The sequence below is a fragment of the Pseudoduganella violaceinigra DSM 15887 genome (assembly GCF_000425385.1).
GTDB lineage: Bacteria > Pseudomonadota > Gammaproteobacteria > Burkholderiales > Burkholderiaceae_D > Rugamonas > Rugamonas violaceinigra.
This window is the reverse complement of sequence record NZ_KE384358.1, coordinates 260,566-274,735: the sequence shown is the minus strand read 5'-3', so window position 1 is coordinate 274,735 and position 14,170 is coordinate 260,566. Positions and strand designations below refer to the sequence as shown.

21 protein-coding genes are annotated in these 14,170 nt (G+C 56.9%); 20 read left to right on the top strand and 1 reads right to left on the bottom strand.

What is annotated here, in order from left to right; all coding sequences use genetic code 11:
* Positions 1–481: 481 nt before the first annotated feature.
* From H597_RS0123790 to H597_RS35120, 8 genes are all read left to right on the top strand, one after another.
* Complete coding sequence (locus H597_RS0123790; protein ID WP_028104306.1) at positions 482–820, top strand: hypothetical protein; 339 nt, start codon at positions 482–484, stop codon at positions 818–820.
* Between the two features lie 5 nt (positions 821–825).
* Positions 826–1,284, top strand: coding sequence for a hypothetical protein (locus H597_RS0123785; protein WP_028104305.1), 459 nt, complete (start codon positions 826–828; stop codon positions 1,282–1,284).
* Between the two features lie 270 nt (positions 1,285–1,554).
* On the top strand, positions 1,555–2,115 hold the full coding sequence (locus H597_RS35130; protein ID WP_154668249.1) for a hypothetical protein: 561 nt from the start codon (positions 1,555–1,557) through the stop codon (positions 2,113–2,115).
* Positions 2,116–2,302: 187 nt separating this feature from the next.
* Positions 2,303–2,620 carry a hypothetical protein gene (locus tag H597_RS32285; RefSeq protein WP_229632236.1) on the top strand — a complete coding sequence of 106 codons (318 nt, stop codon included), beginning with the start codon at positions 2,303–2,305 and terminating at the stop codon, positions 2,618–2,620.
* Between the two features lie 77 nt (positions 2,621–2,697).
* Positions 2,698–2,937, top strand: a complete 240-nt coding sequence (locus H597_RS0123775) for a hypothetical protein (RefSeq protein ID WP_028104304.1) — start codon at positions 2,698–2,700, stop codon at positions 2,935–2,937.
* Between the two features lie 328 nt (positions 2,938–3,265).
* Positions 3,266–3,907, top strand: coding sequence for a hypothetical protein (locus H597_RS35125; protein WP_154668248.1), 642 nt, complete (start codon positions 3,266–3,268; stop codon positions 3,905–3,907).
* A gap of 134 nt (positions 3,908–4,041) precedes the next feature.
* Positions 4,042–4,407 (top strand): hypothetical protein, encoded by a 366-nt coding sequence (locus H597_RS32280; protein ID WP_051294060.1) that lies wholly within the window; start codon positions 4,042–4,044, stop codon positions 4,405–4,407.
* 57 nt (positions 4,408–4,464) lie between these two features.
* Positions 4,465–4,785, top strand: a complete 321-nt coding sequence (locus tag H597_RS35120) for a hypothetical protein (RefSeq protein WP_154668247.1) — start codon at positions 4,465–4,467, stop codon at positions 4,783–4,785.
* 27 nt (positions 4,786–4,812) lie between these two features.
* On the opposite strand, the gene H597_RS35115 is transcribed toward H597_RS35120, so the two are convergent.
* A complete protein-coding gene (locus H597_RS35115; RefSeq protein WP_154668246.1) occupies positions 4,813–5,301 on the bottom strand; it encodes an SMI1/KNR4 family protein in 489 nt (162 codons plus the stop codon).
* On the opposite strand from H597_RS35115, the gene H597_RS35110 reads away from it, so the two are divergent.
* The 12 genes from H597_RS35110 to H597_RS0123700 all read left to right on the top strand — a co-directional run bounded on the left by H597_RS35110 (position 5,302) and on the right by H597_RS0123700 (position 14,149).
* The gene (locus tag H597_RS35110) at positions 5,302–5,625 is read left to right on the top strand and encodes a hypothetical protein (RefSeq protein ID WP_154668245.1); all 324 of its coding nucleotides are present in this window, start codon (positions 5,302–5,304) and stop codon (positions 5,623–5,625) included. It begins immediately after the preceding gene.
* Positions 5,626–5,752: 127 nt separating this feature from the next.
* The gene (locus H597_RS32275) at positions 5,753–6,268 is read left to right on the top strand and encodes a hypothetical protein (protein ID WP_035375060.1); all 516 of its coding nucleotides are present in this window, start codon (positions 5,753–5,755) and stop codon (positions 6,266–6,268) included.
* 40 nt (positions 6,269–6,308) lie between these two features.
* Complete coding sequence (locus tag H597_RS32270; protein ID WP_051294059.1) at positions 6,309–6,797, top strand: SMI1/KNR4 family protein; 489 nt, start codon at positions 6,309–6,311, stop codon at positions 6,795–6,797.
* 70 nt (positions 6,798–6,867) lie between these two features.
* Positions 6,868–8,697 (top strand): ATP-binding protein, encoded by a 1,830-nt coding sequence (locus tag H597_RS0123740; protein ID WP_028104300.1) that lies wholly within the window; start codon positions 6,868–6,870, stop codon positions 8,695–8,697.
* A gap of 11 nt (positions 8,698–8,708) precedes the next feature.
* Entirely contained in the window at positions 8,709–10,991 is a 2,283-nt protein-coding gene (locus tag H597_RS0123735) for an ATP-binding protein (RefSeq protein WP_028104299.1), read from the top strand.
* Positions 10,992–11,053: 62 nt separating this feature from the next.
* Positions 11,054–11,494, top strand: a complete 441-nt coding sequence (locus H597_RS0123730) for a hypothetical protein (protein WP_028104298.1) — start codon at positions 11,054–11,056, stop codon at positions 11,492–11,494.
* A gap of 17 nt (positions 11,495–11,511) precedes the next feature.
* Entirely contained in the window at positions 11,512–11,817 is a 306-nt protein-coding gene (locus H597_RS35105; protein ID WP_154668244.1) for a hypothetical protein, read from the top strand.
* Between the two features lie 18 nt (positions 11,818–11,835).
* Positions 11,836–12,177 carry a hypothetical protein gene (locus H597_RS32265; RefSeq protein WP_154668243.1) on the top strand — a complete coding sequence of 114 codons (342 nt, stop codon included), beginning with the start codon at positions 11,836–11,838 and terminating at the stop codon, positions 12,175–12,177.
* A gap of 49 nt (positions 12,178–12,226) precedes the next feature.
* Positions 12,227–12,658 (top strand): hypothetical protein, encoded by a 432-nt coding sequence (locus H597_RS0123715; protein WP_028104296.1) that lies wholly within the window; start codon positions 12,227–12,229, stop codon positions 12,656–12,658.
* A 4-nt stretch (positions 12,659–12,662) separates the two neighbouring features.
* Positions 12,663–13,157 (top strand): T6SS immunity protein Tdi1 domain-containing protein, encoded by a 495-nt coding sequence (locus H597_RS32260; protein WP_211232078.1) that lies wholly within the window; start codon positions 12,663–12,665, stop codon positions 13,155–13,157.
* A gap of 9 nt (positions 13,158–13,166) precedes the next feature.
* Entirely contained in the window at positions 13,167–13,616 is a 450-nt protein-coding gene (locus H597_RS0123705; RefSeq protein ID WP_028104295.1) for an SRPBCC family protein, read from the top strand.
* On the top strand, positions 13,613–14,149 hold the full coding sequence (locus H597_RS0123700) for a demethoxyubiquinone hydroxylase family protein (RefSeq protein ID WP_051294058.1): 537 nt from the start codon (positions 13,613–13,615) through the stop codon (positions 14,147–14,149). Before H597_RS0123705 ends, H597_RS0123700 begins: the two co-directional genes overlap by 4 nt.
* The last annotated feature ends 21 nt before the right edge of the window (positions 14,150–14,170 follow it).

Sequence of the window (14,170 nt, the reverse complement as noted above, 5' to 3'; positions counted from 1 at the left end):
TTTACGCCAGATATGCTGCGTGAATACTGCCTGGCGCTCGGATGGAACCTCGATCCGAAAATGCTGCTCGCGTCGATGAAACCTGCAATCAGCTTGATCCGTGCGGTGACAGTGGAACCGCCCACGCCGTGTCCCGTTTGTGGCCGTCCGCTTAAGTCGCGAGGGGCCAGGCAATGCCTGCATTGCGGCGCTGACTGGCATGCTGAGGCTTGAATCCGATTCGACATTCTGGCGCAATGCCACAACTTCCTTATTTGCTGACGATGGTCGCCCGCTCAATTGTCTACTTCGGATGCCTTATCTCGCGAGCGATATCGGCGGGGAGCCTGCTCCAAAAAGGTGTAGGTTCGACGAGAGGGAAACGGTATTTCATGGAGAGCGCGGTTGCATTCCTCGCCCCCATCGTCCTATTTGTCGGTTATATTGCGTGGTCACTGACACAGTCAACTTATTGAAGCGGTACGTTCGCTGAATACACTGAATGGAATACCGCTGCGTCGCCGATATTGCCGGTCCATGGCTTCAGCCGGACTTTGAGTCGGGCCTCATTGCTCGATGTCGAGAGAATTGGTCCATTCCGGTCGGGCAGATTTCGAACTATGTGCTGGCCACGTTCATCAGGCAGGAAATCGCCTGGGTGATCACAATACCCGAGGCTCGGAGGCGCATTGCCGCCGGATTTTTCGATGACTCCGAGTCCTACGATAACGAGCTTTTTATTGCAGTTTCCGAGGCCTTGATCATTTCTTTTGTGCGCTATCCGCCCAATGACCCGACGGCGCCCATCGACGGTAACGATAAACCAGCAGCGCAAGCTTAGTTCTTATGTACAGATTCTTCGTCATGCTGGCGGTGGCAGTCCTGGCACCACGCAGTGCTATCGCGGAGGACCGGGACTGGGCGTTTATTCAATCCGTTGGTGGCTTGGCAGCCGGCGCACCGGTATTGACGCAGGATGGCGTAGTTCTTCCGATCCGTGCGGATGTCAGTGGGCTGCAGTCGATCACGACAAAGCCGACCATCCTCAACTCGGCGGAAATATGTCAGTCCGTGCGATCCACAGTCGCGGAAAACTCGATCTATCTGACCATCGCGACGGGGTTTGCGCGTAGGAATCGCTCCTCGCAATGCCCTGCCGCGATTCTGGGCAAGGTCAGACCGGGCCGATATACCTTGTTCTATCGCGGTCCGGACGGAGCTGCCTTGAGGCTGTCGGAGATCGTGATCGCCGGGCGGCTGATGAACCGCGATTGTTCGTGTAGCGGAAACCTTACTGTTCTGTGAGAATTCGCGCATTTTGCAAACGGGCAAGAATGTTATCCTGTGCGGTGGAAGGGATGAGCGCTGCCTGGATTTCTACAGTGACTTTGCCGCGCCAAGCTTCGCCAAACCTGACGGAAAGCGTTTTGCGGAAGAGGCGACGGAGCACCGATCGGACGCACAACCGGATGAACAGTGCTGTTTATCGCCATTCCGCAGCCACTTCGCCAATGGTGCGATCAAGTCGCCGACTATGGGGTGACAAAATGAAATTATGCTGGGCCGACGAAATCGATGTTTAAATCACTGTTTACTGTACTTCTTTTCATTGCTTGTTTCCCTGCATCGGCAGTAGAGTTTACCCTTGTGACAGCAAAGGGGTATGTCCGCTTTGCAGTTCCCGATGAGTGGATTGTTCTCAACATGAACACCAAACCGCCAGTCTCGGTGGCGGCCTTCCAGGTGCCAAATCCAGCCGATGAAGGGACTCCGCATTCGACCAATGTGGCCCTCACCCTGTTTCATGTCGAAACGGAACGCGGACGAGCGGCGGTTTCCTCGGTAGGAAAGGCGTATAGCCCGAAACCTCCTGTTGTCAGTACGCTTGAGGGGTGGACGATTTATACGCAAGAGGCTAAGCAGGAAGGAACCACTTATTCGATCATCGACGCAAAGAAGCCATGTGCTGATGTCGTTGTCGCCTTACGTTTTGCCTGGCCACATCTCTCGTCCGATCCACGTGGTTACGATAAATCCACGAGCATTGCCTTTGAAGCGCTCAGGCATTCCGTTACATCTGGCTTGGGAACGCCAGAGCCAAGAGCTGGTGAGGTTGTGCGGCGGCAGGCGCAGTGACGCTTTAGCCCGAGCAGGTGTGGGCTCATGAATAAGTCACCGCCTCACTTGCAACCGCCTGAACTGCGTTCAGCGTTGCATACGCTGGTGGCTCACTTTGAGCTTCTGTAAGCTCTGATAGATCAATTCAATAATTATGTTCTCCGCTGACTCCATTTACGTCCAGCTCTTCTCCGATCGATTCGTCGTGAAAAACGTCGATTCTGATCAGTCATTGGTTGTTGAAAGAAATACCGAATTTGCTTCGCCACGCATGCTCATTGCCGACTTCACGATGGCCGAGTACCAACTTAAGGCAGCAATAAAGTCACTTCGACGCGGATTTTTGCCGCCGCAAGTACTTATCCACCCAATGGAACAAATTGAAGGCGGAGTGACGCAGGTCGAGTACCGCATATTCTATGAACTGGCTCTCGGTACTGGCGCATCGAAAGCGGGAATTCATGTTGGCCAGCCCTTGTCCGGTGATTCGGTAGGGCGAGCGATTCGTGAATACCGCCTTTGACGATTCGGAATTTCTGTTAGGGGAAATAAGAGCACAATGCCCGAACAGACAATCAACTTCCAGCCATTTGAACCGTAATGACTACCCGCCGCATATTCACCCACGAACAATGCCTTATCGAATTTGCACGCGAGCTAAAGAAGGAAGCGCGTGACAACTTTCGTGCATGGTCGCATATGAACGCCGTGGAGGCCGAATCGAGACGGCGTGCTTACAACGTTGTGTTCCATCTTCTGAAAAGAAAGGCTGAGCAGCATGGCATCCCGCTGGCGGATCTTGGCCTCGTAGATTTTGAACTTCCGCAGGAATCTCTGTGACCGGTCTTTGCACGCGAAAGCAGCGGGCATAGCATCGATCCCGTCGATTCAGGGCCCTTGAGTGAAGCTTATATTAGCGCAAATCGATGAGGCGACGCTTACCGGACTTGGCAGGAATGCGTGGGCCATGCTTGTGAACGGCGACTTTGCTGGCTTTGCTGAACGCTTTGGGTATGCGGTCTCATTTCCTCCGGGATAGACGTGGCTGTGTAGTTCATTGTGCCGAATGAAGGCGGTTTGATCGCCGCAGTTGATTGCTCCATCCCGATTTCAGGTGAGGAATTCATCAATCTGGCGTTGATTTTTTCAGGTCGTGGAGCAGAGAAGCTTGTCACGCCTGAAGATAATTTTGGGCCTGCAGGATAAGAACGGAAATGCAGGAAAATGGGCCGCAGGAATTGGGCGACGGGGACCACTATTTAGCACCTTGGTCCTGATCCCGCTGCGACGTTGGTTCATTAATTTAGACGATAGAGATCGCATCATGCGCGAAGCCGCAAATCTCCCAGCTATGCGTTCGGCCATTGCCACTTCGGTTGCCGGGCATCTGACACGTTTATTCGTCACTCTTCTTGTCGTCCAATTTGGTATGGCGACTTTTGCTGGCGCTGCGGACCAGGACGCGGCGGAACGTCGTGCATGCGATTCTGTGATTGCCGTTGCGACGGTTCTCAATCTCGCGCACCAAACGTCCGGCCAGTACCATTGCGAATCGGTCAATGAGTTCTCTGACAATGCCTACTTCATCGTAAATCTCAAATACTGGTCGCCAACGGTACCGAAGGATTTTGTGGGAAGTAACCTTGTGGGTTGGTTTGCAGTGAGGAAGTCCGATCTGGCGGTGTACGAGGTGAATGCGGACGGCGATCCGGGGATACGAATTGAGGCTTCTCGCAAAGCGCGAAAGCCCGGCCATGTAGTCCGTCGGCATAGTCAATTCAAGACGGTGGCCCATGAATTTTGCGCGTAACCAGATTGCATGAACCCTTCGATACGGGATTTGGTCGGGGCGGTTTTCTCTCATGTTTGGCTTTCAGATTTTTCGATTTTTCACCGTAAACTGGGCGCTCTAAATGGGCGTCGATGGCCTTAGCCAGAATATCTATGCATCCCTTCTTACTCACGGTTACCCCTGCTGAATTAGCGTTCATCTCAAGTTTTGATGGCCTCCAAGACGAAGCGAAGCACTATGCCGCGCTAAATGAACTGATCTTTGAGCGCAATGGACAATTTGAGGCCAATGAGTTCTGGTTTCCACTTGAAGTGGTGGAGTTAGGCGCCAACTCCATCAAGCTTGGCCATGAACGAGAGTTTGTTATTTGTTGTTTGCTTGTGCTATCTGCCATCGACTCTGGGCATTGCTTCTCCCACGACAGGGAGAGCAAGTATTCAGCGATTGAGCCGCTGCTTACTGAGCTTCCTTGTGAATATGCGGACCTGTTGCTCGAGGCCTATGCGAGCAAGAATTGAAGCTTTGGTCGAGTGGTCTGCATATTTGCTATGAATTGAACATGAGCGCATTGCCTGGTGGGTATGAAGTCTGCATGCGCGACCATTCCGGAAGATGCGGTGCCTGAACCCGCCCGCCAGCCGTTCCTCCCAACTGCTTTCCGGAGCTTCGATGGAAACCAGATAAAAGGCATCGGTGCTGTCGTTACCGATGGTGATGTAATGGACAATAATGGGGGTGCCTTCCTTGTCGAGCTTTTTGCACACGATGTTCATATCGATTGCGTTTCCGGAAACCACTCCGGCACGGAGAATCTCACCGGTTGCGCGCAATCGGTCAGCCGCAAGAACGAGCCCACTGCAACTGGTCGTCGAGCCAATCACTATACCAGTCGATGAAAGACATGGGCGATCCGTCGGATTTTTTCAGTGGCGCCACCCCCCATTGTCAGCCCGCATATCTCGCCACATGGTCCCGTCCAGTGGGCCTGAAACCACAAGCCAGTCGCGTAGCGCACAACCTTCGTGGCAAATAGGTATAGCTCCTTGCATGATGGCCGGGCCCCAGTACTTTTCTTCGAGCTTGTCGTTCCATGCCTCGTACTGCTGCTCCCATTCCTCATCTGACATTTTGTCGCCAGGGGAGGGCTGTTCCGACCAGAAAGCAGCAGGAAGGTTCCAGGCCTCAGTATGCGGGAACGGCTGGCCAAGGTCTCCTATCAAGCCGCCGCACTCCCAGGAATTGAGGTCATAACCATCGTCATGCTCGCCCAGGGGGAAGATGCCGTAGAAGGGACCTGCACCGCCATTGCCTATAGAAGTAATGAACCATCGATATTCCAACGGTACCGTGAAGCCATACTTCTCTTCAATTTGTCGCACTTCACTTTCCGAAAGCGCGGGATTCGGCTCCATTTGATCGCAAAGATTCTTCTGGCGCTATTTGTCGCCGGCGTGCTGGCCGTAACAGCAGCATGGGCCTATCTATTGACGACAATCTGTTCGAACCCGCGCACGCCTGTGCCAGCGACGGGGCACGTCATTTCCTATAACTGCCATGGGATGACGGTCTTCATTTCGCCGATGCAGGACAATATGCTCCATTGGCTTATCCCGATCGGATTGCTGTTCATTGTCCTGATGCTGCTTGCCGTTGCGGCAGCCCTGCTGACGGCTCCCAATGTGCGGATCAATGTGCAGGTTCAAGTTACGGATACGTCGGATAAACCAAATCAGTGAAGTGCCGGAGATCGTTAATGGTCGACCGGACGTGTTACTTTTGGTGAGATTATCCTTGCTGTCTGCAAGTTAATATGCCGAAGCTTTGCCCGGCGCGGTTGCGGGCCCGCCATCACGAGGAGGAAGAATGGACGACGAAGAGATTTACGGCATCGATAAAGAGCATGGTCATCCGCGCGCCCTTGAAATAATTCCCGATGACTTCTTTTGGGACTGCGGCGACGACCTGGCTCCATTCGGCTCCGACGAGGGCGATATGGCACTGGCCGAATATCGTGACTGGCGTAAGGCGAATCCTGCTACGCCGCTAGAAGCCTGCCTGATATGGACCATCGAATCGGTCGCGGAGATTGGTGCGGCTGAATACAGCGATGCGATCTTCAATGAAGCCACCGTGCGACAGCAGATCGACGATCCCGAATTCGACGATCAACACTACATTTACACCACGGACGTTTCCGTGATCGCCACGGTCTTCGGCCAGCTTGCGGACGAAGGCACGATCGACGCATCCGCCAAACCGTACGCTGAACGCGCTCTTAAGCGCCAGATAGTGTGGGCCGGCCTGCAACCCGGCTGGGAGTATGCCGGTGATTACATCGCCAATCTGAAGCGTCTCGAAACGGCGCTGGCGGAGGCATGATGGAAGAACCATTTGCTGGCGTTGATCTCGGGGCTTTTGGGTGGATTCCGATTACGCGCGACGCGAATATATTGGCGTCTCTCCCACCGACGCAGAGGTTGCGCGCATCGAGAGGGAGCTCGGCTATAAGCTGCCGAAAGCATATATCGCCTTGTCGCGCGTGCAGAACGGCGGCATCCCGACGCGCTCTAATCACCGAACCAGCGAAAGCACCACGTGGGCGCATGACCATGTCGCCATTTCCGGCATCTATTCCATTGGCTCGGATAAGAGGTATTCCTTATGCGGCGAAATGAATAGCGATTTCTGGCAAGAGGAATGGGGCTATCCGGCGATTGGCATTTATTTTGCCGATTGCCCCTCGGCCGGGCACGACATGCTCTGTCTCGACTATCGGGAGTGCGGCCCGGAGGGCGAACCGCAAGTGGTTCATATTGACCAGGAATGGGACTACAAGATCACCGTTGTTGCAAAGGACTTCGAGACGTTTATCCGGGGACTTGAAGACGACGACGCATTTGAGATCTGACGAATAGCAGAACCAAGCCGCGTGCGCGGGCGAAATCGCGCAGGCGGGATCACATCCTCCTTCAGCAAACATGTTCAAAGAACGACACGCAACAAACGTAGATCTGGGCGGCCTTTTGTCCGTCCTTGGCAAACATCTTTATTCAACCCCGCTGGTCGCGATTCGGGAACTGATCCAGAACGCACACGACTCGATCACGCGGCGACGCATCGAATGCGCTGATTGGCGCGAGGCCGGGTGTCTGAGGCTCGATAGCGGCAGGGAGATAGGTGTGCTGCGTATTACGGACAATGGCTCCGGCCTGTCCGAGCAGGAAATTCACGCTTTCCTTGCCACCATCGGCGCCGGCTACACACGCATTTTGCGTGCGCAAAGCGACGCCTTGATCGGCATGTTCGGACTTGGGTTCCTGTCCGCCTTCGTGGTGGCTGAGCAGGTGACGGTGACCACCACCTCCTACCAGGACCCGGGCAAGACCTGGCGCTACCAGTCGCAAAATGGCGAATCCTATACGGTTGAAGCGGTAGCAAATGACGGCGTGGTCGGCACTTGTGTTGAGTTGAAACTGCGGGAGGAATTCCGCTACCTGGCCAGCGCCAAGACCATCGAGCGCCTGCTAGGCCACTACTGCGCCTTGCTGCCGGAACCAGTGTATTGCGGCGAGGTCCGCATCAATGAAATCGCTCCGCCTTGGCGGCCGGTGGAGGGCAACGTCGTTGAACACCCGGTGCAGCAGCGCAAGCGCAACCTGGCCTTCGCCACCCGTTTTGAGCAGCAGTTCGAGCCGATTTGCACCATACCGGTCAAGTCGAGCGACAGCGATGTACGCGGCATGCTCTGGGTCCAGGACGGCGGCACCTATAGCAGCAGCGACAACCGCAACCTGCACGTTTTTGTGCGCGGCATGCTGCTCGACGATGATGCGCGCGACTTGCTGCCACGCTGGGCCGGCTTCATTGGCGGTGTGATCGAATCGCAGGAACTGACCCCTACAGCCAGCCGCGAAGACCTGCAGCGCGACGCCCACTACGGGCGAGCGCAGGCGGACCTGCTCGATTCTCTCGTCAAGGGGCTGGCCGATATCGCCGCCAGCCAGCCGGCCGTCTGGCGCCGGATCCTGAGCCGCCACAACGAAGCGCTGATGGCGGCGGCTTTGTGCAGCGACGAGCTGTTCGCGCTGCTGATCGACGCCGTGCGCATCCCAACTTCGCGCGGCGACTTGCAGCTGTCCGAACTGCAGGGCCATGGTCCGATTCATGTCAGCCTGGGCGACAGCGGTGGCTTTGAAGACATGGTTTGCCGCGCCATGCAGATCCCGGTCGTGAAGGGGAATCGCTATGCCGTGCATAGCTTCCTGCGCCGCTGGACGCAACTGCGCGGCGGGAAGTTGATCGAGATCGGCACCGAGAAAGGCAACCGCCAGCTATTTTCCGAAGCCGAGCTGCCGGCGGAGCAGGCGGAGTGGCTCAAGCAGCGCCTGTGCGACGGCGAGTTGCTGGTGCCGGCCCGCTTCATGCCCGCGCATCTGCCGCTGGTGGTGGTGCCCGACCGCGACGCGGAACTGAAGGAAAGGCTGGAATCGGACGAGTCGGACCAGCGCATTGCGCAATCGGCGCTGCTGCTGGTGCGCCAGTTCACGAGCAAGATCAACGCCGACGTCAAAGCGCGGCTCTATGTCAACCTGGATAACCCCGCGATCGCCTGCCTGTTGAATGCGTATCGCGGGCAGGGGGAAACGGACGGGATCCGTCATGCGATGACGCTGTTGCGCTCGATGAAGATCGTTATGCTGGCAGGCGACTCCAGCAAGCTCCCCGCGGCGCAAGGCTTGACCGGTGCGCTGCGCGATATCGGCACACTGGTGGAAGTGCTGGTGCAGCGCCCCGCAACAGCAAACTGAAAAGGAATTACATGGATATCTGGAAGTGGGTCCACGACACAGCAAGTCAGCTGCGGAAGGAAGGCAATGACCGCTTGGCGGACCTGGTTTACGACCTGCCGACCAATGCAAGCAAGGGCCGCATGGAACTGGCCACGGCCGCTTTGCCTGAGGCCCTGGCGGCGGCCAAGGCGGCGGGGCTTCCGTGGCTGGAGGTGTATTTCCGCCACTGGATCATCAATCCGCGCGTCTGCACCTGGAAGGAAGGCGAGTCGGCCCTGAAGGAAACGGTCGAACTGTTCGACCTGGCGCATCGCCCGGAAACCAGCAGCTGCCCGCAAAGCGTTTGCACCACGCAGGACATCGCCTGCTGCTATGCGAACGTGGATGGCCCCGGATATGCGGGCGACCGCCTCGCCGTCTGCAATGAGACGCTGTCCCGCATTGATAGCAGCTGGAGCTGCTTCCGCTGCATCAGTGCCGAGAAGCTGAATGCCTTGGTCGACGCTTCGCAGCCGAAGGAGGCCCTTGCGTTTGCCGACCAGCAGCTGCCTTTCCTGCAGGAGAGCCGGGCTGACCAGTCGGTGGACTGGCTCATGCCGGTGGCGCGCGCGCAGCTGGCGGCAGGGGAGTTCGAGGCCGCATTGGCCAACATCGACTACATCAACGCCAAGAACTTCAGCAGCGATAACCCCGCGAAGAACTATGCCCGCGCCAGCTTGCGTTTCCGACTGCTGGCCCAGCTTGGCCGCATTGAGGAGGCATGGTCGTCGCTTCCACCGGAAGAGAAGGGCGAAGAATTCGGTGAGAATCTCGATCTCTCCCTCGGCCTTGAGATCCTGCAGCAGGCAGATCCTTCCCGTAACGATTACCGCCTGGGTCGCCGCACCGCGGCAGCCCTGAGCCGCTACAGTGCCAATGGCGCTCACCGCCTGGTGCTGCAAGCCCTGGAGCCGCATGTCCGCATGGCTGCCGCTCGCGGAGCACGCTGGACCGCTTTGCAGGCCTTGAAACTGGCCCGTCCGCACCTCGCGAAATTGAAACAACCCTTGGGGGCGCCGGACGCTTTCGCCAAACTGGAAGCGCTGGTCGCGGCCATGCCGCGTGCGCGCGCGCTGCCTGTGCCGCCGGAGCAATTGGCCGCCTACATTATCGACAGCGCTGACGACAACGCGGAGCTGGCGGTTGAAATGCTCCTGGCGGGCCTGGCCAGCCGGCCGGCCGACGCCGATATGGCGGCAATGGCATCGCGTGCGATGCGCGCCTGCGGCAGTCCCGACGCGGCCATGAACTTCCTCTGGACATTCATGCGCGCCAACCGCAGTTCCGACGAAGTCTGCGCGGAACTGCAATCGCGCCTGGTGGAAGCGCGCGACGAAGCTGGACTCCATGCGCTGGTTGACATCCTGCGCGAGGTTGATCCGAGCCGGGCGCACTGGTGCCTGGCGCGGTTCGCCTTTGTCAATGAACGTTGGGCCGAGGTTGGCGTGCATGTCGAACGCGTACTGAAGCTGGTGCCGGATGCCGGTCCTCCGCGTGCCATGTGGGCCGACGCCGCAATGCGCGCCGGCGATTACGAGAAGGCGCTTGACCTGCTCGAGGTAATGGTCGGGAATGAGAGCGAACCTGGCAGCGCCCATTGGGATGCCCTGGTCGCGGCGACTGCCGTGCGCCGCTGGGGGCTGGTGCGGGTCCTGGCTCACGCCTTGGGCATGAAGTTGATGCCGGGCGAGGGGCCGATCGAAGAGGATTGGGGTTGGGTGCGCCTGCAGTTCGTGGAAAACGGCGAGACGCTGCAACGCTATGCCCGCAGGACGGGGCCAGCAACCGCGCGTATCGCCTCGTTGTCGGGAACACGTTTCCGGCAGCGCCTGGATAGCCTACTAGTTTTCGATCCCACGCCATTGGAAAAAGCGCCGGAAGATGCAGAGGAAGCGAAGGGCTTCGTGCATTTGTTCAGGGTCGTTACGACGTTGGAGGAAAGCCCCTTCGGCGTGAGCTATCTGGTGGATGGCGCCAAACCCCGGGACGAGGCTTTTGCGGCCATGACGAACGCGTTCGAAGCGCGCGGCTGGAAATGGTCGGTGGGCAGTGAGGACAGCTACACCGTCGTCGACTCGGAAACGGAGCAGGAGCATCCCGGAATATTCTTCTTCCTGGCGACGCCTGTTGGGACGGCGGCAGCGGCCATCGATGAGGCCCTGCGCGAACTGACCGCCGGCTTTGAGCATGCCCTGTGCTGGATTGGCCTGGCGACGGAAGCAAATGCAAACGTCGGCCATCACGAGGCGCTGATGGTGCGCTATGAACTGTAAGCTCGAGGTGACCGGCGTCAGGGATTAGCGTCCGCTGCAAAGTGGGTTGATAATGTTAAGATTTGCAAAAAATTAACTTCACCACTTTCAACCCTGTTTTAGCCATGCCAAACGACTCACTGAATGAACTGACGAACCAGCATAAGTATTTTGTCGCGATGTACCACGGAACTTTCGGGAGCGAACTGCAAGCGGTGGCCGCCGCGATACCATCCGGGGCGGTTGATCGGGGCGAATTTGAAACGGCCGATGGTTCCAAACTAATGGCGTTCAAGTCGCCGTCGAAGACGACCGATACCATGGGGCTGGAGGTTCTGATACTTGAGCGGGCGGCGTCGGACACTGTTCGCCTCTGGCTCAGCGCTACTGATCTTTCGCGAACCAAGCAAAGCGAAGCAGACGACGACGTGGAGAACTTCAAGGAAGTCGGCGGCGGGGCTTTCCGTGTCTTCGAGCGCAAAGAGGCGCCCGCGGCTTCCCTTAAAACGTCGATTGACGCCTGATTTAAAAAGGAGTTCGAATGAATCGTTTGTTATTGCCACTTTTCCTGGTTCTTTTTGCGTCTGTCGGGCATGCCGAAGACGATCCCTTCGCCGAGTTGAAGAAAGGGCAGCCAAAAGATGTCGCCGCCCTGGTTGAGCGAATTGCCATTTGTACGCACTTGGGTGGAGAAGAGCCCTACGACGATGAACGAGCTCGCGAACTTGCCGAGACAGGAAAACAGTATCGCTGCGGCAGGCTCGATGCCGATGAAGCTGCGCTGAACAAGCGCCACAAGGGTAATGCCGCGGTAAAAAAAGCGCTTCAGAAAGCGCACGATTGGTAAATGATCCCGGAGACCTCGATGGCTTACGAACTACACATAACGAAGGCGGCTGAATGGTCGCGAAGTTCGCAGAATCCGATCACTGAAGCCGAGTGGACGGCTGCCGTCGCGGCTGATGGTCAAATGCGGATGGATGCGGTAGCAACTGCGGAGAACCCTCTTACGCATGAAACTATCGAGGTGCGCAATCCCTTCATGGCATCCTGGATTGATCCCAATTCCAATTCGAAGCATTATTTCTACTACTCGCGTGGCAAGGTCACGGTCAAGAATCCAAGTGAGGATGTCATCAACAAGATGAAGGCGCTGGCCGCAATGCTTGGTGCCCGGGTCGTTGGGGATGAAGGCGAGTCGTATTGAACGAATCCTCGCAATCGGGAAAGACATTAACCTTAGCTCGAGTTCGACAATGATTCTTGCAAATTACCTTGGTCTGAATTTGAAAAGCGATGAAGTCATCGAGCTGCTGGATAGTCTGGACATGCAGGTGGTGTATGACTTTGACCGCCTGCATGAAAATACTCCCGATAGCTATAGTTCCTCATCGAAGTCGACCGGTTTTGAATTGCGCTTTAATGAGACCCAGGTGCTTGAGACTATTTGGTGCTATATGCAGCCTCGCCATGGCTTCACGCAGATAGATTCGGGCTCGGTTGGCGTCCCGGTCTACGCGTCATTTGAGATGGCGCAATCGGCCGCCAGGGAGTTGAGGATCAAGACTTCTGAGCCGAGGGAAGGAAAGGCCTGGATTCGCCTGGAGCTGGAAAATGTCTGGCATCACTATGAGTTCGACGACCAGGGGCTCGCGCTGATCACACTCATGCTGCCATGGGAGAAATGAGTTTATGCATCGCCCATTCTTTGTAAATGCCGAACAGCTTGATGCCCGTGCGCTCCTGGGAGAATGGCAATGGCTTGTGCCGGCGACTGAAACGCCATTGTTCCTTACCGCGATGGGGGACTGGGTTTTCGGCGCCTCTGACGGAAGCCTGTGGTTGCTTTCCATGCTCGAGGGGGCGTACACGAAAATTGCCGAAGATTCCGGTGAATTCAATCGCCTGAACAAGTCGCAGGAGTGGATCGAAGAGACATTCCTTTCTGGCTGGTTCGAAATCGGAGCCGGAAACGGTATCCAACCCGGGCAGGACGAGTGCCTTGGGTGGAAGCTACACCCCTCACTGGGCGGACAGTTTGCAGCCACAAACCTCAAGGTGTTTTCGATGGCGGTCTATCAAAGCCTGATGGGCCAATTGCATTGCCAGCTTCAACGCGGACCAGCGGACGCACACGGTCGCATTAGGGAGCAGGCTATGCAAGAACATAACGCGCGCCAGCCATAAGGTGACCTGATGCTTGTCGAAGCGCAGCTGACAATTAATGGAACAAAAGCGGAGACCTGGGCCGCTGTCGCCGATATCGAGCATGCCGCGCAAATCGTCAGCGGTATCGAGAAAATCGAAATCATTGAGAAGCCGCCAACTGGACTGGTTGGTCTTCGCTGGCGCGAGACACGCATTCTGTTTGGCGAGCCTGCCACTGTGGAAAAGTGGGTTACCGAGGCGGCCGAGAACGAGTTCTATAGGACCAGGGCAGAAGACAAGGGCTTCGTTTTCCTGACCACCATCCGATTGGAGGAGGGCAGTGGCGGCACTCGCGTAAGCAGTTCGCACGATTCCCTGCCGCAGACCTTGGCTGCAAGGCTTCAGGCCATTCCAATGGCGCTATTTTTCAAGGGCGCGATCAGGAAGGCAATCATGCAGGATCTTGCCGATATCAAGGCGGCGGTGGAAAGACCATGACTATTAGGTATGCTGCTGCGCGCACTTTTGCTGAGCGTGTATTGAAGGTGAATCACGCTGGCGAGAACGGCGCCGTGCATATTTATGCGGGACAGCTCTTGTTTGCGCGGTTGACTGCGCCTGGCATGGTGGGTGAGTTGCGCGAATTCAAAGCTCATGAAGAATCCCATCGCGAGATTTTCGCTGCCGAACTTGAGCGGAGAGGCGTCCGGCGTTGCCGAAGCTTTGTCCTGTGTGGAATTGGCGGCTATACGCTTGGGGTCATCACTGGCCTTTTTGGACGTAAGGCCATCGCCGCCACAACAGCGGCAGTGGAGCGGGTAGTGTTGGCGCACTTGCGTGGGCAGTTGCAGGTGCTGGAGGATACCGACCCTGCCGCGGCAGCGGCGGTGTCACGGATTGTGGTGGATGAGCAGGAGCACCATGACCGTTCGCTAGCCCACCTGTCGAAAGGGCGGTTCTGGCCCGCGCTGCTCGATCCAGTGGTGGCGGTTTCCACTGAATCAGTGATCTGGCTCGGTATGCGGTTATGATTGCGAAGAACACTGGAGGGG

What these genes read in the sequence shown, in the direction of transcription:
- H597_RS32280 (WP_051294060.1), top strand. Translation starts at nt 4,042, where the DNA reads ATGCATCCCTTCTTACTCACGGTTACCCCTGCTGAATTAGCGTTCATC.
- H597_RS32260 (WP_211232078.1), top strand. Translation starts at nt 12,663, where the DNA reads ATGCATCGCCCATTCTTTGTAAATGCCGAACAGCTTGATGCCCGTGCG.
- H597_RS0123705 (WP_028104295.1), top strand. Translation starts at nt 13,167, where the DNA reads ATGCTTGTCGAAGCGCAGCTGACAATTAATGGAACAAAAGCGGAGACC.
- H597_RS0123740 (WP_028104300.1), top strand. Translation starts at nt 6,868, where the DNA reads ATGTTCAAAGAACGACACGCAACAAACGTAGATCTGGGCGGCCTTTTG.
- H597_RS0123700 (WP_051294058.1), top strand. Translation starts at nt 13,613, where the DNA reads ATGACTATTAGGTATGCTGCTGCGCGCACTTTTGCTGAGCGTGTATTG.
- H597_RS35115 (WP_154668246.1), bottom strand. Translation starts at nt 5,301, where the DNA reads ATGGAGCCGAATCCCGCGCTTTCGGAAAGTGAAGTGCGACAAATTGAA.
- H597_RS35105 (WP_154668244.1), top strand. Translation starts at nt 11,512, where the DNA reads ATGAATCGTTTGTTATTGCCACTTTTCCTGGTTCTTTTTGCGTCTGTC.
- H597_RS0123775 (WP_028104304.1), top strand. Translation starts at nt 2,698, where the DNA reads ATGACTACCCGCCGCATATTCACCCACGAACAATGCCTTATCGAATTT.
- H597_RS32265 (WP_154668243.1), top strand. Translation starts at nt 11,836, where the DNA reads ATGGCTTACGAACTACACATAACGAAGGCGGCTGAATGGTCGCGAAGT.
- H597_RS0123735 (WP_028104299.1), top strand. Translation starts at nt 8,709, where the DNA reads ATGGATATCTGGAAGTGGGTCCACGACACAGCAAGTCAGCTGCGGAAG.
- H597_RS32275 (WP_035375060.1), top strand. Translation starts at nt 5,753, where the DNA reads ATGGACGACGAAGAGATTTACGGCATCGATAAAGAGCATGGTCATCCG.
- H597_RS0123790 (WP_028104306.1), top strand. Translation starts at nt 482, where the DNA reads ATGGAATACCGCTGCGTCGCCGATATTGCCGGTCCATGGCTTCAGCCG.
- H597_RS35130 (WP_154668249.1), top strand. Translation starts at nt 1,555, where the DNA reads ATGTTTAAATCACTGTTTACTGTACTTCTTTTCATTGCTTGTTTCCCT.
- H597_RS0123785 (WP_028104305.1), top strand. Translation starts at nt 826, where the DNA reads ATGTACAGATTCTTCGTCATGCTGGCGGTGGCAGTCCTGGCACCACGC.
- H597_RS0123715 (WP_028104296.1), top strand. Translation starts at nt 12,227, where the DNA reads ATGATTCTTGCAAATTACCTTGGTCTGAATTTGAAAAGCGATGAAGTC.